Annotated in this window: 26 protein-coding genes; 14 read left to right on the top strand and 12 right to left on the bottom strand. The window is 38.6% G+C overall.

Translation table 11 applies throughout. The features are described 5' to 3' along the window. The first annotated feature begins 523 nt into the window (after positions 1-523). Positions 524-1975 carry an OmpA family protein gene (locus tag ODZ84_RS06150; protein WP_266176113.1) on the top strand — a complete coding sequence of 484 codons (1452 nt, stop codon included), beginning with the start codon at positions 524-526 and terminating at the stop codon, positions 1973-1975. A 188-nt stretch (positions 1976-2163) separates the two neighbouring features. After that, entirely contained in the window at positions 2164-2598 is a 435-nt protein-coding gene (locus tag ODZ84_RS06155) for a hypothetical protein (RefSeq protein WP_266176114.1), read from the top strand. Between the two features lie 403 nt (positions 2599-3001). Here the strand turns inward: ODZ84_RS06155 and ODZ84_RS06160 are convergent, their stop codons facing one another. The 4 genes from ODZ84_RS06160 to ODZ84_RS06175 all read right to left on the bottom strand — a co-directional run bounded on the left by ODZ84_RS06160 (position 3002) and on the right by ODZ84_RS06175 (position 6101). Continuing rightward, positions 3002-3418, bottom strand: a complete 417-nt coding sequence (locus ODZ84_RS06160; protein WP_266176115.1) for a pyridoxamine 5'-phosphate oxidase family protein — start codon at positions 3416-3418, stop codon at positions 3002-3004. Between the two features lie 218 nt (positions 3419-3636). Then, positions 3637-4371 (bottom strand): SDR family NAD(P)-dependent oxidoreductase, encoded by a 735-nt coding sequence (locus tag ODZ84_RS06165; RefSeq protein WP_266176116.1) that lies wholly within the window; start codon positions 4369-4371, stop codon positions 3637-3639. Positions 4372-4449: 78 nt separating this feature from the next. Further along, on the bottom strand, positions 4450-5019 hold the full coding sequence (locus tag ODZ84_RS06170; protein ID WP_266176117.1) for a Crp/Fnr family transcriptional regulator: 570 nt from the start codon (positions 5017-5019) through the stop codon (positions 4450-4452). A 116-nt stretch (positions 5020-5135) separates the two neighbouring features. Continuing rightward, positions 5136-6101, bottom strand: a complete 966-nt coding sequence (locus tag ODZ84_RS06175) for a helix-turn-helix transcriptional regulator (protein WP_266176118.1) — start codon at positions 6099-6101, stop codon at positions 5136-5138. An 85-nt stretch (positions 6102-6186) separates the two neighbouring features. On the opposite strand from ODZ84_RS06175, the gene ODZ84_RS06180 reads away from it, so the two are divergent. Together ODZ84_RS06180 and ODZ84_RS06185 are read left to right on the top strand one after the other, a co-directional pair. Next, complete coding sequence (locus ODZ84_RS06180; protein WP_266176119.1) at positions 6187-7356, top strand: FAD-dependent monooxygenase; 1170 nt, start codon at positions 6187-6189, stop codon at positions 7354-7356. Positions 7357-7359: 3 nt separating this feature from the next. Then, positions 7360-7746: a hypothetical protein gene (locus ODZ84_RS06185; RefSeq protein ID WP_266176120.1), complete on the top strand. Its 387-nt coding sequence runs from the start codon at positions 7360-7362 to the stop codon at positions 7744-7746. A gap of 102 nt (positions 7747-7848) precedes the next feature. Here the strand turns inward: ODZ84_RS06185 and ODZ84_RS06190 are convergent, their stop codons facing one another. From ODZ84_RS06190 to ODZ84_RS06225, 8 genes are all read right to left on the bottom strand, one after another. Next, complete coding sequence (locus ODZ84_RS06190; RefSeq protein ID WP_266176121.1) at positions 7849-8616, bottom strand: phosphatase PAP2 family protein; 768 nt, start codon at positions 8614-8616, stop codon at positions 7849-7851. Between the two features lie 314 nt (positions 8617-8930). Then, positions 8931-9692, bottom strand: coding sequence for a hypothetical protein (locus ODZ84_RS06195; protein ID WP_266176122.1), 762 nt, complete (start codon positions 9690-9692; stop codon positions 8931-8933). Positions 9693-9905: 213 nt separating this feature from the next. Continuing rightward, positions 9906-10160 carry a DUF5694 domain-containing protein gene (locus ODZ84_RS06200; RefSeq protein ID WP_266176123.1) on the bottom strand — a complete coding sequence of 85 codons (255 nt, stop codon included), beginning with the start codon at positions 10158-10160 and terminating at the stop codon, positions 9906-9908. 76 nt (positions 10161-10236) lie between these two features. Next, entirely contained in the window at positions 10237-10506 is a 270-nt protein-coding gene (locus tag ODZ84_RS06205; RefSeq protein ID WP_266176124.1) for a hypothetical protein, read from the bottom strand. 260 nt (positions 10507-10766) lie between these two features. Beyond that, positions 10767-11222, bottom strand: a complete 456-nt coding sequence (locus tag ODZ84_RS06210; RefSeq protein WP_266176125.1) for a hypothetical protein — start codon at positions 11220-11222, stop codon at positions 10767-10769. A gap of 322 nt (positions 11223-11544) precedes the next feature. Continuing rightward, entirely contained in the window at positions 11545-12477 is a 933-nt protein-coding gene (locus ODZ84_RS06215) for an alpha/beta fold hydrolase (protein ID WP_266176126.1), read from the bottom strand. Between the two features lie 15 nt (positions 12478-12492). Beyond that, a complete protein-coding gene (locus tag ODZ84_RS06220) occupies positions 12493-13389 on the bottom strand; it encodes an NmrA family NAD(P)-binding protein (RefSeq protein WP_266176127.1) in 897 nt (298 codons plus the stop codon). A 73-nt stretch (positions 13390-13462) separates the two neighbouring features. After that, complete coding sequence (locus ODZ84_RS06225; protein WP_266176128.1) at positions 13463-14026, bottom strand: Crp/Fnr family transcriptional regulator; 564 nt, start codon at positions 14024-14026, stop codon at positions 13463-13465. A gap of 369 nt (positions 14027-14395) precedes the next feature. Here ODZ84_RS06225 and ODZ84_RS06230 point away from each other — a divergent pair, with 369 nt between their 5' ends. From ODZ84_RS06230 to ODZ84_RS06275, 10 genes are all read left to right on the top strand, one after another. Then, complete coding sequence (locus ODZ84_RS06230) at positions 14396-14848, top strand: CIA30 family protein (RefSeq protein WP_266176129.1); 453 nt, start codon at positions 14396-14398, stop codon at positions 14846-14848. 6 nt (positions 14849-14854) lie between these two features. Continuing rightward, positions 14855-15601, top strand: a complete 747-nt coding sequence (locus ODZ84_RS06235) for a SpvB/TcaC N-terminal domain-containing protein (protein WP_266176130.1) — start codon at positions 14855-14857, stop codon at positions 15599-15601. 60 nt (positions 15602-15661) lie between these two features. Then, positions 15662-21205 (top strand): RHS repeat-associated core domain-containing protein, encoded by a 5544-nt coding sequence (locus tag ODZ84_RS06240; RefSeq protein ID WP_266176131.1) that lies wholly within the window; start codon positions 15662-15664, stop codon positions 21203-21205. A 15-nt stretch (positions 21206-21220) separates the two neighbouring features. After that, positions 21221-21838, top strand: coding sequence for a DUF4304 domain-containing protein (locus tag ODZ84_RS06245; protein WP_266176132.1), 618 nt, complete (start codon positions 21221-21223; stop codon positions 21836-21838). A 204-nt stretch (positions 21839-22042) separates the two neighbouring features. Continuing rightward, complete coding sequence (locus tag ODZ84_RS06250) at positions 22043-22594, top strand: hypothetical protein (RefSeq protein ID WP_266176133.1); 552 nt, start codon at positions 22043-22045, stop codon at positions 22592-22594. Positions 22595-22697: 103 nt separating this feature from the next. Then, positions 22698-23150 (top strand): DUF4304 domain-containing protein, encoded by a 453-nt coding sequence (locus tag ODZ84_RS06255; protein WP_266176134.1) that lies wholly within the window; start codon positions 22698-22700, stop codon positions 23148-23150. A gap of 78 nt (positions 23151-23228) precedes the next feature. Continuing rightward, the gene (locus ODZ84_RS06260; RefSeq protein ID WP_266176135.1) at positions 23229-23858 is read left to right on the top strand and encodes a DUF4304 domain-containing protein; all 630 of its coding nucleotides are present in this window, start codon (positions 23229-23231) and stop codon (positions 23856-23858) included. Between the two features lie 187 nt (positions 23859-24045). Continuing rightward, positions 24046-24477 carry a hypothetical protein gene (locus tag ODZ84_RS06265; protein WP_266176136.1) on the top strand — a complete coding sequence of 144 codons (432 nt, stop codon included), beginning with the start codon at positions 24046-24048 and terminating at the stop codon, positions 24475-24477. Positions 24478-24527: 50 nt separating this feature from the next. Continuing rightward, positions 24528-25037: a YfbM family protein gene (locus ODZ84_RS06270; protein ID WP_266176137.1), complete on the top strand. Its 510-nt coding sequence runs from the start codon at positions 24528-24530 to the stop codon at positions 25035-25037. Positions 25038-25234: 197 nt separating this feature from the next. Next, complete coding sequence (locus ODZ84_RS06275; protein WP_266176138.1) at positions 25235-25477, top strand: hypothetical protein; 243 nt, start codon at positions 25235-25237, stop codon at positions 25475-25477. Positions 25478-26119: the final 642 nt, after the last annotated feature.

Consider the following 26119-nt stretch of genomic DNA (forward strand, 5'->3'; position numbering starts at 1 on the left):
TCCTTATTGTTTCACGGACAAAAAAAAGCTTTTAAAACCAATTATTCATAGCTTTCGGAACTGAATTCAACCCGTCACATCTAAATGTCGGATCCGATATCTATAGTAAATGCATCAAATTTTACTGTATCAGAGGTGAACGGGATGTACCGGCGAAATAATTTTAAAATATGAGATTTCTCATGAAAACAGTCTGTTTGTTACCGGTAATTCATCACCCGGGCATCTGTTTCAATTCAGGCTCTGATATTAAAACATACCGCATTAAATAACAAAATAATGTATCAATTAGATAATCAATAAAATATTTAAATAATTTGTGATAGATCGACAATAATCATTCAGCGATTTTAAAGCATTCTATCATAATGAATATCCATATAATTTTAGTAATCGATTTCCAGAAAACAGCATATCCATTACATGAAAAACTACAATGGTATGGAAATTGTAAATTACGAATCACGTTTTACTAATATTATAATAATATTAACATAAATAAATTAATTATCAAAAATTAGTTATGAAATTTAATCTAGCATCTGTAGCCCTAGCGATGGCTATCCCGATGTCCGGTTTCGGGCAAGATACAGCAACTGCTGTTAACAATCAGTACCAAAAAACAGTAAGCGAAGAATCCTTTACTACGTCGCCATTCAATGCCTCTGCAAAGAGATTTAATGACTGGTCAATTTCCGTGGGAGCCGGGGTTCCGCTAATGCAGACCGCAGATCTTACTTCCATAAAAAATGGAAACGGGAAAAACCTTTTCGGATATTCTGCTTATGTGAGTATTGATAAAGCCATTACCCATGCTTTCGGTTTAAAGCTGCAGTATGACAGAGGCGAAACAAGACAGGGATGGTTCAATACCAAAGATGCTGCACCTGCTAATGCTTCTGCTTACCAACAGGTAGCCGGCAGAACACAGTATGATGCGATCTCAATTTTAGGAGATATCAATTTTTCAAATCTTTTGAGAAGAGTTGATAACCGTTCGGCTTTCAGATGGGCGCTACATGGTTATGCAGGTATCGGTACGCTTGCTTACAAAGCATTTCAGAAAGATGAAGCAGGACAAAGGCTGATGACTGAAGTGAAACCATTTAAATTAAACTCTCTATTCGGACAGGCTGGTGCCGGTCTTAAATATAAAATTAGTAACAGAGTGGATATCGAAGGTAGATTAATGTACGTGATTACCGGAGATGATGAATTTGACGGAGGAGGTGTTCACACCAGTGCGATTAACCAACGTTCTGAAAATACTTCAGATAACTTCTTCAATGCAACGTTGGGTCTGACTTTCAACCTTGGAAAACACGACAATCACCTGATGTGGCATGATCCTTTACAGGAAATCTACTACAAAATGGATGTTTTAGCAGAGAAGAATCAGGATATCACCGTATGTAAGAGCGGAGACGCCGATAACGACGGTGTTTGTGATGACTGGGACAGACAAATCGATACTCCTGCAGGAGCAAGAGTGGATGGATCCGGAGTTGCCTTAGATACAGATCTTGACGGTGTTATTGATCTTTATGACAAATGTGTAACAGTACCGGGACCTGTAGAAAACCAGGGATGTCCTACCAGCAACCCTGTGGGAACCGTGGATGACCAGAGCAGAGTATTGGAAGGCATCGAGTTCGATTTGAATTCTGACAGAATTTTACCATCCAGCACTCCTATTCTTAATAATGCAGTAAACTACATCAATTCTTCACAAGGAGACTACAGAGTGGTAGGAGCAACAGATACAAGAGGAACTGCAGGATACAACATGAAATTGTCTGAAAAAAGAGCCGGAAATGTTAAGAATTACTTAGTTAAAAACGGTGTTCAGTCAGGAAAATTAGAAGCAGTGGGAAGAGGTAAACAAGATTTGAAATACCCTGAATGTGACCCAGCTACCAAATGTCCGGAGTGGAAAAACAAAGCGAACAGAAGAGTCTATTTTGAAGCTAAATAAGATGTCTGCCCTATAGACATCAATGATTAAATAATGCAAAAGAGTTCCGCAAGGAGCTCTTTTTTTATTGACACGGGAATATTCTCACAACTACTCTCTGCCGACCGCTCTTATCTGCAGCTATTGTTGACAACTTACCTTCAATGGCATCCGTATTGCAGGCTTTTCAGAATATTAATATGATTCGTATGAAAAAACTGATTTTAACAGCAGTATGTATGGTTGGACTGTCAGCCTGTAACCAGCCTGCCAAGAACACCGAGAAAAAACCTGCCGATGAGAGAAAAGCAGTAGGTTCCGATAAAGACGACCACGGATGTATGGCCTCAGCAGGACAGACATGGAGTGAACTTAAGCAGAATTGCATCCAGGTTTTTAACGAAGGGTTCCGGCTGAATCCTGTAAATGCCCAGAACAATGCAGCCGTGATTAGTGCGTTTGTTCTGATGGGCGACGACCAGAAAAAGGCAGAGCTATTTCTACCGGACCGGGAAGATCAACAGGCAGTCCTATTGGATAAGGATAGCAAGGGCATGTATCAGAATGGCCAATACAGCTACGATCCGATAAAATCTGTTCTCTATGTTGACGGTAAAGAACAGTATAAGGGGAATGTAGAATAATCACCATAGAAAGATCAGGTTCTACTGACAATTCTCATTGCTTCGGTAATGCCCAACATCGGAGTAACTGTCTCAGATTACTTATTTCTAAAACAGAAAATTATAATTTGGCATTAAATATGATTGATTTAATGTATCGTATTAACCTAAAATTTATTTGCTATGGGAATCAAACCAGGTCCGAAAAAAGTTGCGGAATCAACTGATAAGTTAGATCAACGCCAGAGAGATAACAAGGAAACGCCTAAGAACAAAACCTCGCTAAAACCTCATCACCACAAAAAAGGAGATTAGAACACGAAAGTTTTTTCGTCAGTGCGATGTTACAAGAATAAAATCCCGGCTGCGGCCGGGATTTTCTATGGTTATAGGATTGAAGTTGTTTACAAATACATATCGGCAATTACGCATTGTACTCCCCTTCTTCATCTTTATGCCAGAACTTCACCTGTTTCGCGCTTACTTTAATTAAGCAGATGCCGGGAGTATCGGTACCTTCCGGAAACCATTGGTCCAGGCCGTCGACCCATTTGTTCTTCAGAGTGTCTTTATCTGTAATAATTTCGCCTTCACCGGTACATTCTATGAATAACATATCATCGGTCTGATAAATAAGATTCACATGGTGAGTCTGCTTAATCTGATTCACCTTGTTGCTGTCTTCGTAGGTGAAGAACCATGAGTCTCCATCATACTCTACTTTTCCGTTGTTGCTCATCGGTCTCGAATGTGATACCTGACTGTCGTCCTGAGTGACCATCATACAGAAGTCTAAATCTTTCATTTTTTCTGCAATGGTTTTTAATGATGCTTTTTTCATAATATTTTTTTGTGATTATTTGGTGTGTACGATTAAGTTCAGAGACTGTGAAGATGATTAGAGCCAGTCTGCTGTGCTGCTGTAAACCAAAATCCGTACCGATAAATCACAATTCCTCGCTCATCGGTTCCGAAATTTCCGTCCAGACGATATAAAAAGTTATAATATAAGTGATTTCTGTTACCAATCTGTTTCGACCATCAATATTGTGTACACGTTTACCATGGGCATTCTCCGGTTCCGGAATCATGATCTTCACTTATGAATTTTCCTGTCGGCAGATTTTTATTCAGGATCGTCTTCACTATGGTATGCGCAGCTTCGTCAGGGGTCCCGTTTCCCTCATTATTGGTAAGGTCGGTTTTTATAAACCCCGGATCGACTAGATTGACCCTGAACTTCGGAAGTTGGTTGCCCAGTGAAATGGTATACAGATTGAGTGCAGCTTTGGAGACGGCATAAACCATAAAAAGATGGGCATTTTCGTAATACTTCCAGTGGGTGTCACTATGAAGGGTAAGGGAGCCGATACTTGAACTGATGTTAATAATTTGAGGTTTCTCGGATTTTTCCAGCAGATCGGTAAAAGACTGCACGACTCTTAAAGTTCCGTATAAATTGGTTTGAAACACTTTTTCAAATTCCGGGACCGTTGCCGTCAAAGCATCTTGTGGCATATTGCCGGTAATACCGGCATTATTGATCAGTACATCTAATTTTTCTGCTTTTTTACCCAGGTCAGCCCGGGCATTTTTCACGGACCTGTCATCGGTAATATCAATGATCAGAAGTTCGGCATTGGTTAATCCTTCCGATTTTAACTGTTCCATTGCCTGTACACCGCGTTCATGACTGCGACAGCCCAGATATACATAAAATCCTCTCTGCAAAAGCTGTTTTGCCGTGGCCAGCCCGATTCCTTTATTGGCTCCTGTAATAAGTACTTTTTTCATTTTTTGCTGATTAAACTGTTAATGCGGCAAAGTTGCACCAACAAAAAATATTTTTTTTTCACATTTGTGAAAAAGTGATCAGCGAATACTTTTCCGTACCCTGCTTAAGGATTGCTGTTTCATCCCCAGATAGGAGGCAACATACGACAACGGAATACGGTTCACCATGTTCGGATACTGCTTCAGGAAAGACAGGTACCGCTTTGTGGTATCTTCTGAAATCAGCGAACTCCTTCTTTCGAGCTTTTCTGATTTATGCTTGATGATGATCTTTTGGATGATGATATTCAATTCAGGGACAGATTGTAATAATCCGTTCCAGTCTTTTTTTAAGAAGGCAATGAGTGAACATTGGGTAATGGCCTGTAAATTGGCAACCGGGCTGATGTTTTTATCCGGGTGATCCCAATCTGAAAGCCAATGATTTTCCTGAACAAAATAATGGGTGATCTCATCTCCTTTATCGTTATCAAAATATACACGAAGAATTCCGCCGGTAACAAATCCCACGTATTTCGAAGTTTTTCCTATTTCCCAGAAATGGTCGCCTTTTCTGAGTTCCAGATTTACCGATTGACTCATCATCAGATCAGTCTGTTGCCGGTCCAGGTTTCCGTATTGCGACAAGAGGTCTGTAAATTCCTTCATTCTGCAAAGCTACCCAATTCAGAGCAACTGCCAGCATCATAAAGCCTGACGTAATAAGTCTCTCTGAATAAAAAACCAGCAATAGAAAATATCCCAGAGAACAGGCAGCCTTCCTACTACCCTTTCAGGCGATGATATATACTCCACTTTTTAGGCTTCATTCCAAAGTGCTGCTCAAACAGTCTTCCGAAATAACTGAGGTTGGTAAAACCCAGCTGGTATCCGGCCTCAGTGACCGAAAGACGATCATACCGCATTAATCTTGCTGCCTCCTGTATCCGAAGATACTGGCTGTATTCATACAATCCTTTTCCGAAAACCTGAGTAAAGAGTTTCCGGAGTTTGAGAACATTCATACCACCGATTCTCACCAATTCATCCTGTGTCAAAGGCTGTGAGACTGAAGCGGCAATAGCATTCCGGACGCGGTAAAGAGAGGCTATTTCATCACTACGGAGACTGTGATATCTTACAGTCTCCCGTTCAGAGAGATTCTTAAAAAGCAGATAAAGCAGTTCCAGTGCTTTCAATTTATAATAAGCTTCGGAAAGTATACCTGATGCAGGATCAGTGGCGATCTTACTGACAAGATCAGCCATATCCGGAGACATAAACTCCTCTATCAGGAATGTTTTTTCATCATTAAAAAGATAACTAAACGTCTCCCGGGCCCGGCCGAGAAAATCCCTGAGAAAATCGAGTTCGATAAGTATCGTAATCTGCGTAATCATAAATCCTTTGGGAAATACCACTTCACTTTCCAGGTGAAAAGGCGTTATCCGGACGTGAGGCTGGGCTTCAGTAAATTTTTCTGTATTCTGATTACCGGCTGAAGGATGACTGATGATGTTCTGGAAGGAAAAAAGCAGACCTCTTTTAACCATATCCATAGGTTTTCTTCTGTAGGTGAATGTTTTTTCCGCAATCATCGAGCGGATCATCACAACCATTTCCGGGAGCATATCTGCAATATGAACCTCGTTAAGACTCAGAACATCAATCGTACTGCGCAGTTCGGATGCCGGTATTCCCAATTTCTCCGCCAGATCAAGCATCTGCTTTTTGTTATCAGGAAAATTCATTTTATGGACTATTTTTATTCTGGAAGGGACTATTTTATGCTTAAAGGTAAAACTAAATTTGCAATAATCATTTAAAAGTTACCTAATGAAAAAAAATATTTTGATATCAGGCGGAGGGATTGCAGGATTAACTGCGGCAAAATTCCTGTCAGGACAGGGCCATCACATTACAGTGGCAGACAGGGCTCCGTCCTTTACCACAGCCGGCTTTCTGATCTCCCTGAAGAGTTTTGGAGTGAGGATCATGGAAGAACTCGGACTGAAAGAGGAATTAAAAGCAGCCTCCTCTCCCTCTGAGTTTGTCAGTTTTTTAGAAAAAGATGACCGGATCATTCAGTATCTCAGCTATGAAAAAATGAATAAAAATATTGAAAATTCAATACTGATTTCGCGTGGAGGTCTTCACAATGTCCTGTATGATAATTTAAAACACCAGATCAATATACTTTTCAATACAACGATTTCGGACCTCCGTTCAGAAGGTGATACCACCGGTGTGACATTTTCTGACGGATCAGAAATGGAAGCTGACCTGGTAATTGTTTCAGAAGGTCTGCGTTCTGCCACCCGGGAACGCTATTTTACGGATTCCGGAATGGAAGATTTCAATACACTGTATATGGGAGGACGGCTGCGGACAGAACATTCCGGTACCGTGGGTTCTTTTAAGATTTATATTGATGTGGATAAAATGCTCTCCATCTACCCTATTGCAAACGATGAAATTGCTATTCAGTGTTATCTTCGTCATAGCGGAGATCCTGCACCATGGAACAAACCGGCAGAACTATTGCAGAGTTCATTCAGTTCATACAGCTTGGAAGTACGGGAGCTGCTCAGTCGTTTTTCACAAAAGGGAAACATGTTCATTGATAAAATAGGAATGGTTAAAGTCTCTGACCTTGTTAAGGGAAACATTGTTTTGCTGGGCGACGCCGGGTATTGTCCGACGGCCCTTTCCGGGATGGGAGCATCGCTATCCATCTATGGTGCGAAGGCCTTATCTCATTTTATCAGCAAAACACCTGATGATCTTAGATCCGCATGCAGCAACTATAACCAGTGGATGCAGCCGGTCATCCATAAATTCCAAAGCAATGCACGAAAGAACGCAGCATCTTTTATCCCTGAAAATGAGCAGCAGCTTGATCAGTTTGTTACGTCTTTCAAAGCGGCATCTGACATCGAACTTAAGAAGATCATGACCGATCCGATCGTGCTCAGTGAAGATCAGTTTAATTTTAAAATCAGTTGAGTAATGATTTTTAAAAAAATATTTTCCGTCGTCACAGGATTCGTAACCATCGGCCTTCTGAGCTCCGTTTTCGCTAAAATACAGGGATTGCTGGTTCCGGCCTCTATGCACCTGTTTGATCAGGACACCTGGAATTTCTTCGATATCATTCAGCTGGTCATCAAATTAAGCTGTGTTTACATCAGTTGTATCACCGGAGGTCTGATAACATCTCTTAGCGGTGGAGAAAACAAACAGCATTACATGGTGGGAATAAGCATTATGCTGGTGGTAGGCTGGCTGTGGATAAGCACGGTTCATCCTACGTGGTTCTGGCTGACATTGCTGGTGGGTATTCTTCCCTCTGTTATCCTGGGAAGAAAAATGAGACGGACAGCACATATTAAATAATGCTATGCTGACTGCAACGAATGGCAGGAAGATGGAATCTATTCCGGTTCAATCTCCATCTTTATCAGCAGATCATCATGAACAGCCAGCTAAAAATACGGCTTATCTTTTTTGGAGATTATACCCGATACCGATCATCAATATTGCAGGTAATAATACCATTAACCCTTCTCTGCCAATATACTGATTCAGCAATAAAGCAGCTGAGATCAGGATCCACCCTGATAACAAATAATAATTGGCTAACCGTAAATTCCGGTATTCGGGATCATGTTTTCGGTAAGGAATGATGATAAAGCTGATATGGGCAAGAATGGCTCCGTTTAAAATATCGATAAAATGATGCTGATACGTGGTCAATGTTGAAATTCCCAGCAGAATCAGCCAGATCATTAAGAAAATCCGCCATTTTGAAAGATCTTTAAACACCGACCAGAATATAAAAGCAAAAGCAATATGCAGTGACGGGGACTGGTTGAAAGGCGAGTCGAATGCTTTCAGAAACGAAAAAGGAAGATTCAGAATATGATGTGACACTTCAGGCTTTGCAAAAGAAAACCGTAACGGTACTGCGATGAAAAATATTCCTGCAGTCACTGTAACAAAGAGCATCCTCCATGTTAATATTTTTAATTGATTTTTATTTTTACAGGAAAAAAATACCAGGCAGAAAAAAAGCCCGCTTGCCATGTACGGAATGATCGACAAAGGTACGAACGGAATCGATTTTTCAAAATCAAAAGTAAATGACGGCACAAAATCTAAAGAAGACGCATACCAGGTGCAGAAATTATAAACACCCATAAATACAAGCGTACAGAGGCTTAATGCAAATGCCTGCTGCCGGATTTTTAATTGCTTTTCAGTCATTCGCTTATTTTATCGTAATCCTGTTTTTTGCTTCCAACTGTTTCGGAAATCAGATCTGTGTTCATTAAAATATTTTTGATATTGGTTAAGGCTTCTGTTTCTTCATGATTTTTCCATGACCACCGCTCTTACCATCCGCGTCGATCACTTTAAAATCGGGATCTAACAGATTTCTGAATTAATAATCAATAATAGAAATGCTGTCTCAAAAGAAGAAATGCTGTTCCGACAACTTTTTACAAATGATGAAGTTGTCGGATTGCAGTGCAGAATTTTGAGACCGTTGGATTTACAAATTTAATCTATTGATTATTTTACTTTGTAGCCAAAGTATTGATGTAAAATGGAGATAAGTAATAAGACGCTAAATTAGATGGCGAATTATTTCTTGACACATAAACCTGAATGACATAATTTTGATTAGTGGCTACGGTAGATTTTGCAACATTTATTGAAACAGTCTGGCCACTGCCATTGTTGGTTATTAATCCAAATGAGTCTCTGGGGCCAGCAGCAGCACTGCTTAAGGTACTTGGCAATGCAGTATTTCCAGGTGTAAGCTTTACTATCACATCACATTGCGCAAGCGTATTGCTGTTACCTTGAGCATTCAAAATGCCAGTCATAACAGTCTTTATATTGGTTCCTGTTGAAACTACAAGATTCTGTCTTAAAGCTGTAACCTCTGTCCAGGTATCTGAGCTATTCGGAAGAAGATTCATATCGAATTGTGGTGCTAAGTCCAGTGAAGTATATTCGATAGTTGTACCACCTGGTCTTTGAACCTGAAGAATTCTCCAATCTGGTGATATAGGTGTACCTAAATTCAGATAAAGGCCTGGACTCGCAAAATTTGCATTGGTATTGTAAACCACTAATCCATTAGCAGGATTGAGTACCGTTGCAGCATCTGTTGCACTTGTTAATGCCACACGAGGGGGTAAAAATCCTTTGTTAGTAGAGGAAAGCTCCATAATCGAAGATTGATCCGGAGTACTGGTTCCGACACCGATTTGTGCCATAGCAACTGTATTTAAAGTAATACACGTTGCAAACAGTAATTTTTTTTTAATCACTTTATACTTGTTAAAAATTTGTTAAAAAACAAAAATAGCTATTTAAATTTAATCGATAAAATTTAAAGTCTTCTAACCAGTAAATATTTAAATCAATAAAAATTTTACATCTATACATCTCGTTAATATGGATATTTTATTTATTCCTGTATATTTATACGACAGTGAAAATGGTATAGTACTGCACCAGAGGTTCAACATCATGGAGCTGACCTATTTCAGGTATTCAAATGTATTTACGGTTTTAAATTTTGGGCTTCTTTTTAAAAAATCCATAAAAAATGCAGTGTGGGTTCCGCCCATCAGTATAAAAATCCTGTCATTTCCGCTAACAGGGATCTGGTTGAGGTTTGAAAACATCACTAGATTTCTGTGGTAAAATTTCCCTGCCTCATCTGCGCCTTCGTGATGATTTTTACTTGAATTGTACAGCAGTAAATCGGCATTAAAATTAATAAGGCTTTCCAAATATTAAGGATGGTTATTTAATTTGAATAGATCATAAAAAGGAATTCCGACCTCCGGATTTTTCGCATCATTTTCATCATTTAACACAGCATATTTTTTTTAAGGTAGCTGTATCCGCACTGTTAACAACGTTTATATTGTAGTTATACCCTTCCTTAAAATCAATTCCGTAAATTTTTTCTGCTCCGCTGAGCCGGCCCACTTCATAAGCCCTCAATTCTCTTTGATCGGGTTTCAGGAATCTCTTTTTAGGGTTTCTGATATAGTCCGCATAAGAGCTCTGTCGTACACTGTCATTTTCAGGCAAATCTTCAATAACAATGATCGTCGGTTTAAATTCTGGCAAACGTTTGGCCAGTTTTTAATCTCAGACTGATTTTTTTGTCATTTTCATCGAAATCGGTTGAGTTTGCGTCAGAGCTTTCTCCCATATGAAATGTGGCAACATTCAGTACGGGAATGGCATCATCAGATTTGGTTTTATAAATATTCTGTTTTCGTAGGGTACGTTCTGTGAATAAAGAGGTCTGCAATGCCCAGCACTAAAAAGGTGAAAAACTGATTCATTTTATGTGATGTGGTTATTAGGATAATTAAATATTTTCTTTATTCTCTTTTGTATAAAGTCAGAGTCTGTTCAAAATTTTCGTCATTCATTGTTTTGGGTCTTTTTCCGTTAAAACTTAACAGCATTAGGATTTTGGTATGGTTTACCGGAATAATAATACCCAGAATTCTTCCTTTCTCAATATTGTCCTTCAGGGCAATCACATCAATTTGAATAGGACTCTTATTCGCATTGATTACATATTTCATTTCCCCTTTTTCGCTATCATGGGGTCCGCCCCGGATTATAAAATTCTTCCCGTCAATTTTCTCTCCGTTTATAGTAATCGAAATATATCCGTCATTTGTAAAAACGGTTGCACTTTTATTGCTCCAGAAGTCCGTCATTTCCCAGTTTCCTGCTATGTCAAATTCCTTTTTCTGAGCAAAAATATTCAGGTTCAGGATTAAAATAAATAAAATAAATATTTTTGAGGTTATGATGCTGAAATTCATAGTCAGATGATGGTTAGACGGTATCATGTTTAGATTTGCCAAATATATCAATTCTTGTGATTGTTCCTGGAAATTTTTACCCTGTCTTCCTTAAATCCGCTTTTTTCATCAGTATAACTTGCGAGTATACCGTAAGCTGACTGAATTTCTCTTATTTTTTATATTTGGCAAATCTAAATACTTCCCTTATTGTCAACTCATGACCCGGCTTTATCAATACGAGTAACAGTCCAGCTATAATTAAACTGTTGTTGCTATTCGGCAATCTGTTAGCATAACTATAAGCAGCTATTAATCACTTTTTGAAGGATCTGAGGATTTTTCACTTTAGAAGATCGGCTCCCTGCATTTTATTCAGGAATGCAGATACGGCATCAAATACGGCGTCAGGATTCTCCTCAAACATATAGTGGCCGGTGTCCGGCAGGTGAATCAGCTCATAATGATCAGCTGACTGTGGAAGAGCATACTGGTAGAATCCATATGAGACATTGCTGGCAATCCCCAAAACCGGTAAAGTTAGTTTTTTATAGCCTTTACCATCTTCAATATCCTGGTTGAAAGTCTGATACCATGCATTGGAAGCCCGGATACGCTCCGGCTGATTGTACACGGCAGCGTAGACTTCCTTTTCAAAATCGGACATCCGGCTTTCATCGGTCATGACATAGCTGAAAAGCCAGTCGAGTAAATACCGGTACCGCCCTTCCAGCAGTTTCTCGGGTAATCCTTTGATCTGGTTAAAGCCCATCCACCAGGTATAAGGCTGTTGAGGATTGATTTTATCCGTAAAAGTTCCTGCGGAAGGGATCAGGGGCATCTGAAGAATTCCTTCGTCGGGGTGGAGGCCGTCCGCAACAATGAGACCGCTTACCGTCTCAGGAAAGTTCTGCGCCAGGCTCATCGCTACCATACCGCCGATATCATGCCCCATAACAAAAGCCTGTTCCAGGTTCAGTTTCAGGATAAGTTCGTGGATATCTGCAGCCATGGTCTTTTTATCATAGCCCGAAGCAGGGGTGGCAGAACTGCCCATTCCACGGATATCGACAACGATGACCCGATAATTTTCAGCCAGCCGGCAGGCGATCGTACGGTAGGAATACCAGGTTTGCGGCCATCCCGGGAGGCAGATCACGGGTACGCCACTCCCTCCATCTACATAATGAAGCTGTATTCCGTTTACTTCAATGATATGACTGGTGAATCCGGCCCAATCAAAGATAAGGGCTTCGTCTGTGTATTGGTTTTGCATTTTGTACAGGTTTGATTAGATATGAGATGATCGTAAAGTTTCTTCAGCATTTTGCCAGTTTAAGCCAGGGTACCGCGCATTATCCAGCTGATCATGATGGGCGGCAAACATGCTGTACAGGTACTGCATCTGTTGCCAAGCCGGATACAGTTCCTGCTCACCTTCGGGATGCGCTGTGCGTACTTTCTGAATCGTTTCCGAAAACTGCTCCAGGGAACCCTGGTTCTGAAGCTGAAACGGTGTCCCGAATATTTTCCCACTCAGCCTGACAAGATCTTCGGGACTTACCCTGAAGCCGGCAATGCGTAAATAACGCGGGGCAGTGTCGTCCAAAGCCGCTTCGGCCGTAAAAGCGGCTGTATCTTCAAGGGAGGTGAAATCTATTTTCCAGTCTGCCTTGCCGTCATAAAAGGCAATAGACTGTTCTTTGGTATTCAGAAGCGGGATGCCGAAACGCAGTACATAGGAAAAGGCTCCGTTGAAAACAGAAGTCAGCCTGACAGGACGTTTTTCTGCAAGAGCGGTAAATATTTTCCGTAGATCAAAATTCCGGTTGCTGCCTTCTGGAAGCTGGGTGTAATCGGTACAGAAATCGGAAGGGATAAAGCGGGGAACACCTGCTTCTGCTGCGGCATCCAGCAGTTGGGTCTGTACCTCTACGATGGTTTCTTTCAATCCTGCAAGCGCGGAGACGATACAGGAGACGCCTGAACAGGCAGCCACGAGCTGGGAAGAATTGCTGAAATCGACAACCAGCGTCTCAATTCCCGCCTCTTTCAATGCTTCTGTTTTTTCCGGGTTGCTTTCCGGACGGATGAGTGCTCTTACGTTTGCTCCTCTCGTTTGCAATTCCCTGCAGATCTTTTCACCCAGGCTTCCGGTAGCACCGGCAACTAAAATTATATTTTTCATAATGCTGATCTTGTTTAATGATCAAAACTATGAATTATCGGAAAGGCTCGAACTACCAAATGGTAGTTTCGTATCAGCGGATATTTTTCCGTATACGGCTCAGGGCGTTCGGAGTAATTCCCAAATAGGAAGCGAGCTGCTTAACGGATATATGCTGCATAAATCCGGGCTGACGTAAAAATTCAAGGTAACGTTCTTCTACCGTCATGGTCTGGAAGCGGATGATTTCATCAATCATGCGCATGGCCATCGTCTCCCATACTTCCCTTCCGAACTCCTGCCAGACAGGCAGCTGCCGGTAAAGCAGCTCCATCTCTGCCCTTTCAATATAACACAGTTCAGTGTCATCGACAGCTTCGATATTGAACCGTGTAGGAGTCTGCAGTTTAAAGCTCGATATTTCCGTAAAAAATTCCCCGGGCAGTACAATCCAGGCTGTGAGATCCTGATTCTCACCATAAATAAAACGGAGTGCGCCGCTTCTTACATAATAGTACCGGTTGGCAATCTGTCCCCGTTTCAGCAAAAGCTGTTTTTTCCGAAGCGTCTGTGTACGGAATTTAGAAATAATTAAAAACAGCTCTTCTTCACAGAGATGACGGGTATGGGTTTTAATAAAATCAGCAAGCTCTTGCATAGAATTAGTACAGATGACAGAACGGTAATCTGGGCAAATGTATTATAAATTTTCCGGAAAAGATCCTCCCAATGATGTGCTTTTATTTTTAGTGACGAATCTTAATTTAAATGAACTCAATAGTTCATCATGATATGCCGTTTGTGAGATTGTAATTCCTTCGGTGCCTCATTCTTCTTAGCTATACCCATTATTTTTTGCCGTTATCCTAAAAGTCTTCTGTAATGATCTGTTAGCTTTTTTATTAAAGTATAGTGTTACAGAATTGTCAGGAGATAAAATAAATACCGTAAAAAGCCCATATAAAAATGGGTTTTTACTGAATCAAAAATAAAATGGAGTTTTTAAGTTAGCCAGTAAAAATCACATATGAAAAAAAATTACGTGGCTGCATTACTATTATGTACAGCAACCGGCTTTCATGCCCAACAGGAAATTTACTTCAAATATGATGAAGCAGGTAATCAGCGGTATCGCGGTCTTGAAATAAATGAACAGGTAGGGAAAAATTCAAATTCTAAGAGATCTTTGCACACTGATCTCGTAACGGATGAAAAAACATTCTGGAAACAGATACGTCTGTATCCGGTTCCGGTTAATGATTTTCTTTCTATTGACTGGACACAAGAGGCTGATGATCTCATTCAATCCATTTCCCTATTTCAGCACAGCACGGTACACTGGAAATTCCAGCAACAGAATCTGCCCGGTCTGAACAGACAACTGAGAATAAACATGACCGGCTATGAATGGGGTGTTTATGTATTACGCTTTACCCTTAAAGATGGCCGGGTTTTCAGTAAAAACATCACCAAAAGATAATGCGATATGAAGACCAATAATTATAAAAATGTTCGATTATTTTCGTTCCTTATATTTTCTCTCTACTCTGTTTTGTGCTTATCACAAACCAGCCAGAGTTTTCATGATACTAAAGGCGATATAGATGTTACCAGAGCAGGCCAGCTCCAGTTTACACTACCCATTGAAGTTCCTCAGGGAGTAAAAGGTGTAGGACCCCAGCTTAGTTTGGTGTATACCAGTGAAACAGGAAATGGTATTGCAGGATATGGATGGATGATTTCCGGTGTCACTGCCATTACAAGAACCGCAAAGAATATAGAAAATGCGAAAGAAGTAAAGAATGTTAAGTTTGACTATACAGATTATTATAGCTTCAATGGCCAAAGGCTGATTCTGAAATCCGGAGAATATGGTAAAGACGGAGCAGAATATTTTTCGGAAAAGTACTCTAATACTAAATTTAAATCAATCGGGTCATATGGTGCCGGTCATCCATGGCAAGGTTCGGAATACTGGGAAATAACTTTCGATGACGGGTCCCAGGCCTGGTATGGCCGTAATCTTGATGCCAGAACTTCACTGGAATATAATATCAGCGAATGGAGGGATCCACAGGGAAATTATATTTCCTACAGCTACAATCAGGGAAATAATATTACTTTGATATCGAATATACAGTGGGGAGGCAATAAGGACTTGAATACTCCGCATATGAATTCTGTTCAGTTTAATTACACGGACAGAAATCTAAAGGAAGAATCTTATATCTAGGGGGTAAAATATTATAATAGTAAGATATTATCAGAAGTAAAAGTATTTACCAATAATACTGTGGTTAAGAGATACTCTGTAGAATATACCAATAATGGAACAAATTATCAGTTTGTCAGTAAGATTAACGAATATAACTCAAATTCAAGTACTGATGCTGCCAATCCTGTCACTTTAAATTATCCACCCCTGGTAAATTCTTCTTATGCCGAGTATGCTGCAGAACCGGATCCTTTTACTGATGTAAAATTAATAGGGGATTTTAACGGCGATTCTTATCTGGATTTTCTAATGAACAACGGTACTGTAAAGCTCGGCGCTTTTAATGAATCTTTTACCGCCATTTCGACAGGTAAGACTTTTGCCGGTAATGCCAAATTAGTTAGTACCTTACTGGATGAAGAAGGTCAGGTTTATAATGGCAATGGTATTGTTGAATACAAAAATCAAAGAATTTTTGGCTATATTTTTAGAAATAATACTTTTGAAAAAGTATTTGAAAAAAACCTGGCAAATACAGCTTATGCAGGATTTGATGATAACGTCAAAATCGAGGTAGGTGATTTTGACGGGGATGGGATACCTGATGTTTTTATCGATGATGGAGCTCCTCCCGGTTTTAATTCAAGAGGTATCATAGACCTTAAAAATCCAAGTACGTTACATTCTTCTATTGTTTCTCTTATTAACGATAGTTCATATCCTGACCAGAAATATATGGATATTGATGGAGACGGTAAAGTTAAGATTATTAGTGTCGGGGGTTCTCGATATACTGTCTTTGAATTTGTCAAGATTAATACCAATCAGTATGAGAAAAAAATTCGGTTTTCAGGGAACCTGCTTGAAACGAAGGAACCTGAATTTCCGGTATTGTTTGGAGATTATAATGGCGATGGTAAGGTAGACTTTGCCATTCCTATTACCGACAATGCCGTAGGTAAGCCTGATGACTGGAGATTTTACATCGGAACAGAGAAAGGATTTACCCCTTTCCTGAAGAAAGAATTTTTTACCTACAGGAAGTTTCAAAAAGAAATGACCGGTAATTATGCAAAATTTACCAAAGAATATTTCTTTTCAGTAACCGATATGAATAAGGATGGAAAATCTGATATTGTTCAGGTATTCTCCTATAATCAGATCAATACGTTCAATACCAATTACAGGAATTTCGGATATGTAGTCAATGCTAAAATGGCCAGTGGATCTGAACTTAACGGAACTCCCAATTTCGGTGCCGGATGGACATTTCAAAGTCCACAATATCAGGTACAGGATATTTTTGATCTTACCCTGTTTACACCGGTTACCAACTCTATTAAATCAGGAAATAATTATTACAATGTCTTCCTGTATTGGAAACAACATCTTAAAAAAATAAAAGGTCCCACTCCTCTTTCCGAATTGGCAAGAGTAAGCTCCATTACCCAGGGAGGGGTCACGACTTCGATAAAATACCTTGAAGCGGTACCAAACAATCCGGTGCTTCCCAATTTTTATAAGAAAGAAAAAAAAGAACTGTATCCATATTATTCCCTTACTAGAGCGGACCATGCGTATGCTGTATCGCAACTCGCAGAAGAAGGCAGGAAACAGGATTTCCGTTATAAAGGTCTTACCGGGAATATGCACGGGAAAAAAATGTTGGGTTATCTGCAGACCGCCCGCTCTTCATGGTATGCGGACGGGTTCGAAAATACTAAGATCTGGTCAGGATCAGAAATTGATCCCCTTCTGGACGGAGCCCCGGTAAAACAATGGAGCATCAGGACCAATAATGAAAATAATATTTTCCCTTCTGATATTTCAGAAAATAACGCCCAGCTGCTGAGCTTTGAGTCGGTATCCTATAAAACAGATAAACTCCTGAACGGACAGGTAGTGACCACGATCCCTGCGGTATATACGAACTGGATCGTGACCGCTTCGGTGCCTAAGGCTACAAAAACCAAAGATTTTCTGACCGGAACCCTGACAGAAAAAATAATTACATATGGAAGTTATTATCTTCCTTATCGTACCGTAACTTCCATAAATAACGGATACTCCGTGTCTTCAGCTGAATTTAACTATCAGCATAACATCGGCGGAACAGGAAAAAACTATTATATAGGAAGACCTGTAAGCAAGCTTGAAAAAGCTGAAGCTTATAATGATACTCAAAGCGATCTGACCACCTACACTTATGATAACAACCTTTTAAAAAGCAGCACATTTTCTCCCGGAGCTAATATGAGCAATTCTATTGTAGAGGAATATTCTTATGATGGATTCGGAAATATTATTTTAAAAAATACAAAGTCTGCTTTAGACGGAAATTCACGAACGGAATCTGCTGAATATGATCCACAGGGCAGATACGTTATTAAGAAAACAGATCACCTTGGACTGCAAACTGTTTATCAATATAATACCCTGGGACTTGTATTGAATGAGACTGACCCTGACGGCAATACGGTTACCAATACGTATGATCATTGGGGTAAATTACTAACCAGTACATCCAGTCTTTTAGGCACTACTACCTTACAATATAACAGAGACAGCGGATATAATGCTACTGTTACACAGAACAACCCTGATGGTGATATTTCCAGGATTTTCACTAATAAACTGGGCCAGGAATATAAAATGAGTACCAAAGCTTTTGCACAGGGCCAGTATATATCCAGGGAATCGCAGTATGATATCTTAGGCAGAAAACTAAAAGTCTCGGAACCTTATTTTGAAGGACAGGCGGCCAGCCAGTGGAATACTTTCCTGTATGATGACAACGTATTTCCTGCTAAGGTAACTTTTACAGGTTTTAACGGAAAACAGACGGAAACTACCGTGTCAGGATTTACCACCAGCGTCAAAGAAACACATCCTGCTGACTACGGGAGGATAACCTCCCGGACGATTGATGCTCTGGGAAACATCATTTCATCTACAGACCCGGGCGGAACCGTACAGTTTACCTATAACGCAGCTGGTCAGCAAATTAAAGCGCAGTATGAAGATCATATTGTAACTACAAAATATGATGACTGGGGGAATAAGATAATGGTAAATGACCCCTCCAATGGCGAGTATATTTACGAATATGGAGGATTTATGGGGGCTTTGTTAAAGGTAAAAAGTCCTAAAGGAGAGAAAAACTATCAATACAACAGCTTAGGGCAGCTTACCCTTCAAAAAGAGGTTTCAAGCACAGGAGATGAAACCGATAAGGTCATTAATTTTTCTTACAATAATAAAGGAAGGCTTGCTTTCAAAAAGGGAACATCCAATGGGAAAGACTACAGTTACAATATTACCTATGATCCCCAGGGAAAGGAAATTGCAGTCTACCAGCAAAATCCGGAAGCTAAATTTTCCCAGAAGAATACTATTTATGATAACAAGGGACGAGTAATTTCCTATGAGAAGGAAATTGAATCTTCAGGGGCTATTACCACGGCTTCTATTAAAAATGTCTACAGTGCCTGGAATGGGGAGCTATATCAGGTTAAAGATAATAAATCCGGAAAAATACTTTGGGAGCTGAAAGAAACCAATGCCAAAGGACTGGTCATAAGGTCAAAATTAGGGGCAGCAGATATTGTTAATGCCTACGATGCAAATGGATTACTGACCCATATTAATCATTCATCTTCACTGAAGCCGAATATTTTAAAAATTTCCTATTCTTTTGATGCTATCAGAAATGAGCTCAGATACAGGAAAACGGAGGGCAATTTTGATATTAAGGAAAACTTCGAGTATGATGATAATAACAGGCTCGCCAACTGGACCGATCCAATAACCGGCATCTTGCCATCGGGCATTAGAAATATCTATGATAAAAAAGGCCGAATTTTAGAAAATGACCAGGTAGGAATTGTAAATTTCGAGAATTCAGCTAAAATTTATCAACCCACGGGACTGACCCTGAATGCTGCCGGAACTCAGAACTATAATAATGATTTGATTCAAAGCATTATCTATAATGAAAATAATGATCCGGTATTTATAGACGGAGAAAAAGGAGATGTCGCTTTCCGCTACGGTTTAACGGCCATGAGACAAAGAGTGACGTATGGAGGACAGTTTAGTAGGGATGAAGATGGAAGATATACAAAAATATACAGTGAAGACGGAAGTTTTGAGATCATAAAAGATAATAAGACCGGGAGCGATAAGCACATTATTTACATAGGGGCAAACCCATATGAAAGTAATATTGTATATTTAAAAAATTATGATCAGAGCAGCGGATCCTTTTTATTTCTGCATAAAGATTATCTCGGAAGTATTCTGGCCATCAGTGAGGAAACGGGAACCAAACTTGAACAAAGGCATTTTGATGCGTGGGGAAATTTTACCCATCTGAAAATAAAGGATGGTCCTGTAGCTTTGGGAAGTTCCATTCCGGCGGCTATAGAAGCTTTCGGCAGCCTGTATATCGACCGGGGTTATACTTCTCATGAGCATTTTATGGAGGTGGGAATCATCCATATGAATGGCAGGCTTTACGATCCGCTCCTGAGACGATTTCTGAATGCTGACGAGAATATACAGGATCCGTTCAATACCCAGTTTTATAATAAATACGGATATGTAGTTAATAATCCTCTCATGTATGCTGATCCGAATGGTGAGTTTGCATGGATTGTTGTAGGAGCGGTGATAGGCGCTTATGTCACAGGGGCAAAAGCCAATGGTTCGTGGAATCCGGTAGAATGGAATTGGGGAGCCACCTGGGGTAAAATTGTAATGGGTGGTGCTATTGGTGCATTTACCGGTGGTGTAGGAGCTGCAGTAGGCGCTTCAGCGGCCACATTTGCTGCTGCAAGCTGGGGTATTCAGGGCGGTCTACTCGGCGGAGCTATTGCAGGGGTTTCAGGAGGTGCTGTGGCAGGTGCGCTCAGTGGATTTGCAACCTCGGTCATGTTTGGTGAAAATGTACTGCAAGGTACCCTTATGGGCGGGTTATCAGGAGCTGTAATAGGAGGTGTTGTCGGAGGAGTCACCGGAGCGGTTCAACAGGCATTAAGGAATGTACAGGCCGCTACTACAGGAGCGCCAAAAGGAACAATTTTAAAAGGTGTTCCTGTTGAAGCAGGAAGAAGCCCGTGGACCTTAAACAATACTCCCAAAACAGCTACTGTTGGCCTTACACCTAAGGGAAAAACGTTAACAATTGGGGACATAGATATTGCTACTGATATACAAATCGGTACCAAGTATAACCCGGTAACTGAAAGTTATGAAACAATCACCATTGAAGGTCCTGCGTCCACTAACAATGGGCAATATACAAAGACGGTAAATAATGAAGGAACATCAGTAAAAATAAGTAAAGGAGCTTTAGTTCAGGCTAATAGAACTGCGGGAAATGCCTTTAGAGATGAATTGGCTGATGCATTGAGAGCAGAAGGAAAAGTAGTAAAGACAGAAGTTTATAAGAAAACTCCATATGGAAAGCGGTATATGGACATACAAGTTAAGATGCCTAATGGTAAGTCAGCAGGAATTGAAACCAAAGTTGGAGGATCTAGATATCACACCTTACAGAAGTTGAAGGATGATTGGCTGAGAGCTAATGGCTATCCCGTGCAAGTTGTTAGAAAAAAATAAATCTAAATAAATTTTATGGACAATTTTAAGGAAATTATTAAGGAGATTGCACCATTTCTTAAAGAAAAAGGATTCAAGAAGAAAGGAAATACTTTTTTTATAAATCTCAATAAAAATTATGGGATTATAAATTTACAAAAAAGCCAAGACAGCAATAAAGATGAGATAAAATTTACGATTAATTTTGGTGTTTATTCAGATCTTTTAGGCCAAATAGTAGATTTTGATTATGATAGTTCAGAGGTGCCAGATGTATGGTCATGCCAATGGCAGGTTAGAATTGGAGACTTTATGCCAAATCTACCAGATTTTTGGTGGAAAGTTCAGGTTGGTGATGATTTGAGTGAAGTTATTTCAGATATAATATATAATATGCAAAAAATTATATTACCTGAAATTGGTAAGCGCTTGACGGATGAAGAGCTTATGAATAGTTTGGTAAAAGGAGATTTTACTGAATCAACAGCTATCGAAACATTTAAATATCTAACCATATTCTTGAAAGCTAAAGGAGATATTAAAGACCTGGATGACGTAGTGGAAAAATTTATGCAGGGACCGGACGGTCAGAAATACTATGATATTGCTACGGAGCATTTGGAGGACATTGATTATAACTATATAAAAAAATAATCCACACAATTAGTTCAGGTTTATACTATAATGGCTTTCACCAGGTACATTTTATTATCAAATAACATCTGATGAAATAAATTACAGTAAATAAGTATAGAGAATGTCTCAATTTTGAGACATTCTCTTTATTCAGAAAAATCCCCTGGATTCTTATTTTAATAAATTATTTCAGGTGAGAAATTACTAATATTAAAAAAAATAATGACAGGTAAACAAACTATGTTTTTTGCAGTATTTGAAGATCTCGAACGAATACTTAGAGATTTTGAAACAAATTTTGACATTAAGTACTATTATGATTCCCCATTTTTATTAGAAGAAAAAAATGTACCTGCTTACAATTCAATATTTGAAACAGCTAATGTTGGTATTGCTTTGTCGGGAAATTGGAACAAAATAGATAGATATTTAGTAATGAAGAAAAATACATTGCTAAATATTAGGGAAATTCCGCAACTGAAAGGAGGAGTGAAATTTACTTTCGATCAAAAAAACAATCCTCTTTCAATCGAAATAAAATTTGGAGGTGTATACTCGGAAAATGTGATTGTAGCAGGAAGAGTTGCAACTATATCTAAAGAAAATGACTCACAGGAAATGTATAAATTCTTTTCATCAAAAATTAAAAAGATATTTAAAAAAATTGGGATGTTTTATGTAGGGCCGAAAGCTGAAGAAAGACTCAGAGAGGGCTGGAGATTGGTACAAGATGTAAATCGCTCAACCGAATACGATTTGACTCTAAAAGGATAAGTACATTATCATTGGATAACTAGAGTTAGAAAAGCTTATGATGTAGCACTTATTATTAACTTTTAGTTATCCTGATTGGGCAACTAACTTTAAAACTTTTAATGTGAATAGTAAAGAATTTAAGAACATATTCGGTAATATGGCTAAAGAAAATGGTTTTTTAAAAGCATTTAGCGGTTGGTATAAAGAAAGCCCGGAATGTATCGCAATACTTGAATTGCAAAAATCAAATTTTGGAGATTATTATATGCTTAATATAAAAATTTTTATACAAGGTTCTTTTGACAGAACTTATTCTCCTACAAAAGAATTAATTAAAAGTCCGCTAGGTCACGTTAATGCAAATGAAACTGATGAGTATAGAAGTATATTTAACTTTGATCAGCCAATAGATGATTCTTTAAGAATTGAAAGATTAAGAGAATTATTTAAAAATCATATTGTTCCGTTTACTACAAAAACTTCAACAAGAGCAGGTATAAAGGAATTAGAGTCGAAAAGGCAAATATCCATTCTCCCGGTAGTAAAAAAGGAACTGGAAAAACTCATGAACTAGCGATTTATGAAATCCCAATTCATCACGGAGCTATCCGAAAATTAAGACGGCTTATTATAAAAACGGTAAAATTAACGTATGAATATTTTTAAAGAACTTATAAAAGCAATTACCCCATTTCTGCAAGAAAATGGATACCGTAAAAAAGGGAGTACTTTCTACATAAAGTCAAACAAGAATTATGGAATTGTGAACTTTCAAAGGAGCCAGAATATGGCTCCAGAAATAGTGAAATTTACCATTAATTTGGGGATTTATTCTGATGTCTTGGGCAAAATCACAGATTGGAATTATGATACTATGGCAGTACCGGAAGTTTCCTCATGTCACTGGCAATCCAGAATCGGATGCTTTAGACCAGAAAAACAGGATTACTGGTGGGAAATTCGAGCAGGAGATAGTCTACAAACTGCAATTTTAGATGTAAAAGATAATATTCAAAATATCATAATACCTGAAATAAGTAAGCGTATATCCGATGAAGATCTTATGAATAGGTTACTTAATAATGAATTTATGGGATCGACCAATCTAAACCATTTTAAATATCTAACCCTATTTTTGAAAGAAAAAGGAGATATTGAATCCCTGGATGATGTAGTACACAAGTTTATGCAGGGACCGGACGGCAAGAAATGCTATGATGTTGCTATGGAACATCTGGAGGACATTAATTATAACTATATAAAAAACGACCCACAGAATTAGTTCAGGCTTATACTATAAAGGCTTTGACCAGGTACATTTAACTATCAAATAGCATCTGATGAAATTACAGTAAATAAGTATAGAGAATATTTCAAAACCGAGACATCTCTTTATTCAGAAAAATCCTAGGCTTCTATTCGAGTGATAAACTATTCATGTGAAAAATTACTAATATTAAAAAAAAATTATGTCAATGACACAGATCGCTTTTTTGAAAAAAGCTGACATCCCAACCAACCGACAAATTGAGGAGATCATCCAGCAACTGGGATATGACTTCAAGATATTGAATGAACCTGAGAGGAAAATAGAACAGGGCGGATTAGATTGCAGTATTAACGGATATAAGACTTATGTTGAAACCTATATCGACACAGCCAATAGCGCAATATCCGAAAATGAGGCCGACTGGATTATTAAGGATATAACCCATGAAGACACTGCCATTTCATTTATATGGGGTGCGGACTATGCAGCAGGCGCCTGTATAGGTCTTATTTCAGTTGCGTTGATCGACTTAAACAATGCTTTGGTTTATTATTTAGATGACCAAATGAAATATTCAAGAGAAATGTTAATGGAGGAAATGCCGCAATTCTTGGCAGAACTTGACAAATAGGGTGTTTGAAACAAATACAACCAACTAAATATATTCATAAAAAATAAAATATGGCTTGCTTAGGAGTACTTTTTTCGCTTGACGAACAAACAGTCTTAAAACTAAAATCTTTTAAGTCTGACGACGACAGGCTGGAATTTCTGCAACAAGATATTGAAAGTTCATTCATGGAAAATGAGCCTGAAAGATTTGCAGAGCTTGACCAGGCTTGGGATGGGTTGCACAGAAGTTTAACAGACGGAAAAGCTGAGTGGGATAATGGAACCTTTCCACTAAACCACATCATTTTAGGAGGACAAAGAATTTATCATAAAGATGACTATATTATGTCTTTAAAAACGCCAAAACAAGTTTTAGAAATAGCCAATGCTGTTGAAAAACTCTCCAAAGATGATTTAAAAACCGGTTACCATAAAATTCTTCCGGACGATACGGATTATGGAGAATTTTTAAGTGAAGAAGATTTTGAATATACATGGAAGTGGTTTAAAAACTCTGTGGAATTTTGGAAAAAGGCAGCCGCTGAAGAGCGTTTTGTATTGTTTACTGCCGATCAATAACAATAGTTCACATTGTTAGAAACCTAGTAAAAAAGAAATTCAGAGATTTTACCAAATTCAGAAAACTTCATACAGCAAGGTATGGAAAGCCTGATGAGAAATGGCAAAAGAGCATCTCAGGGAGATCGATTGTAATAAATGATTATATAGAATGTGTCAAAAAACCGGCATATATCGTCTTTATTTAATTTGTTATCATGAAAAAAGTTCAAATAAATTATTCACAGTTATTGTTTTTATACGCTTATCTCAGATTAATTAATCTCTCTCTTGACAGAAACAGATGGACTACATGGGATGAGTTACAAGATTATTTTAATAATATTACAGCACCCTCTAAAGTTGCCCAATATCTTATTAATAGCTTTAATTTGCCTGGAACAGACTTTGAAAACTTTAATTTTATATCCGGAGAGAAAAGTCTGTATTCACCAGACTAAAATCTGGTATATTTAAAACATTTTCGTTACAACAAGATGAGGTTTTATATTGTTGCAGACTTTTATATGATTTTGATAAAGTACTGAATTCGGATACCAAAAAATATCATGCTGGAATCGAGGAAATCAGAGTGAATATAGCAAAATATAATATGAATATTTTAAGTAAAATGATCTTACCTAAAGATCTAAATCGACTTATAAAAATTGAACACTTTTGGCAAAATGAAACGAATGATATTTCTGAATTGCAAGAGTTCACGCCTGAGGATTTTAAACATAAGGCGAATTCATTACACAAAGAGATTTAGACCTATATAAATATAGCCTTTCTCAAATGTAGAGAAAAATGAATTTTCAGTTTTATTGTTACAAAAGAAAGTCCGGAATGTATTGCTGACTTGAACTTCAGAAATCAATTTTTTGGGATACTATATACGGAATGAGGCCCTCTCACAACTCATGAAAACGGTATTTTTTATGAAATTTTCCTGTCTCCCTATACAAGCAGGATTTTCGTTTAAACGATTCTCAACCCACATCGTTTAGTTGTGATACACCTTCATCAAACTTGTTCTCCTACACAGAACATGCGAGAAAATTAAATATTATAAATAATGATAGAAAACGTCTTAAAAACCG

This window comes from Chryseobacterium fluminis (assembly GCF_026314945.1).
Lineage (GTDB): Bacteria > Bacteroidota > Bacteroidia > Flavobacteriales > Weeksellaceae > Chryseobacterium > Chryseobacterium fluminis.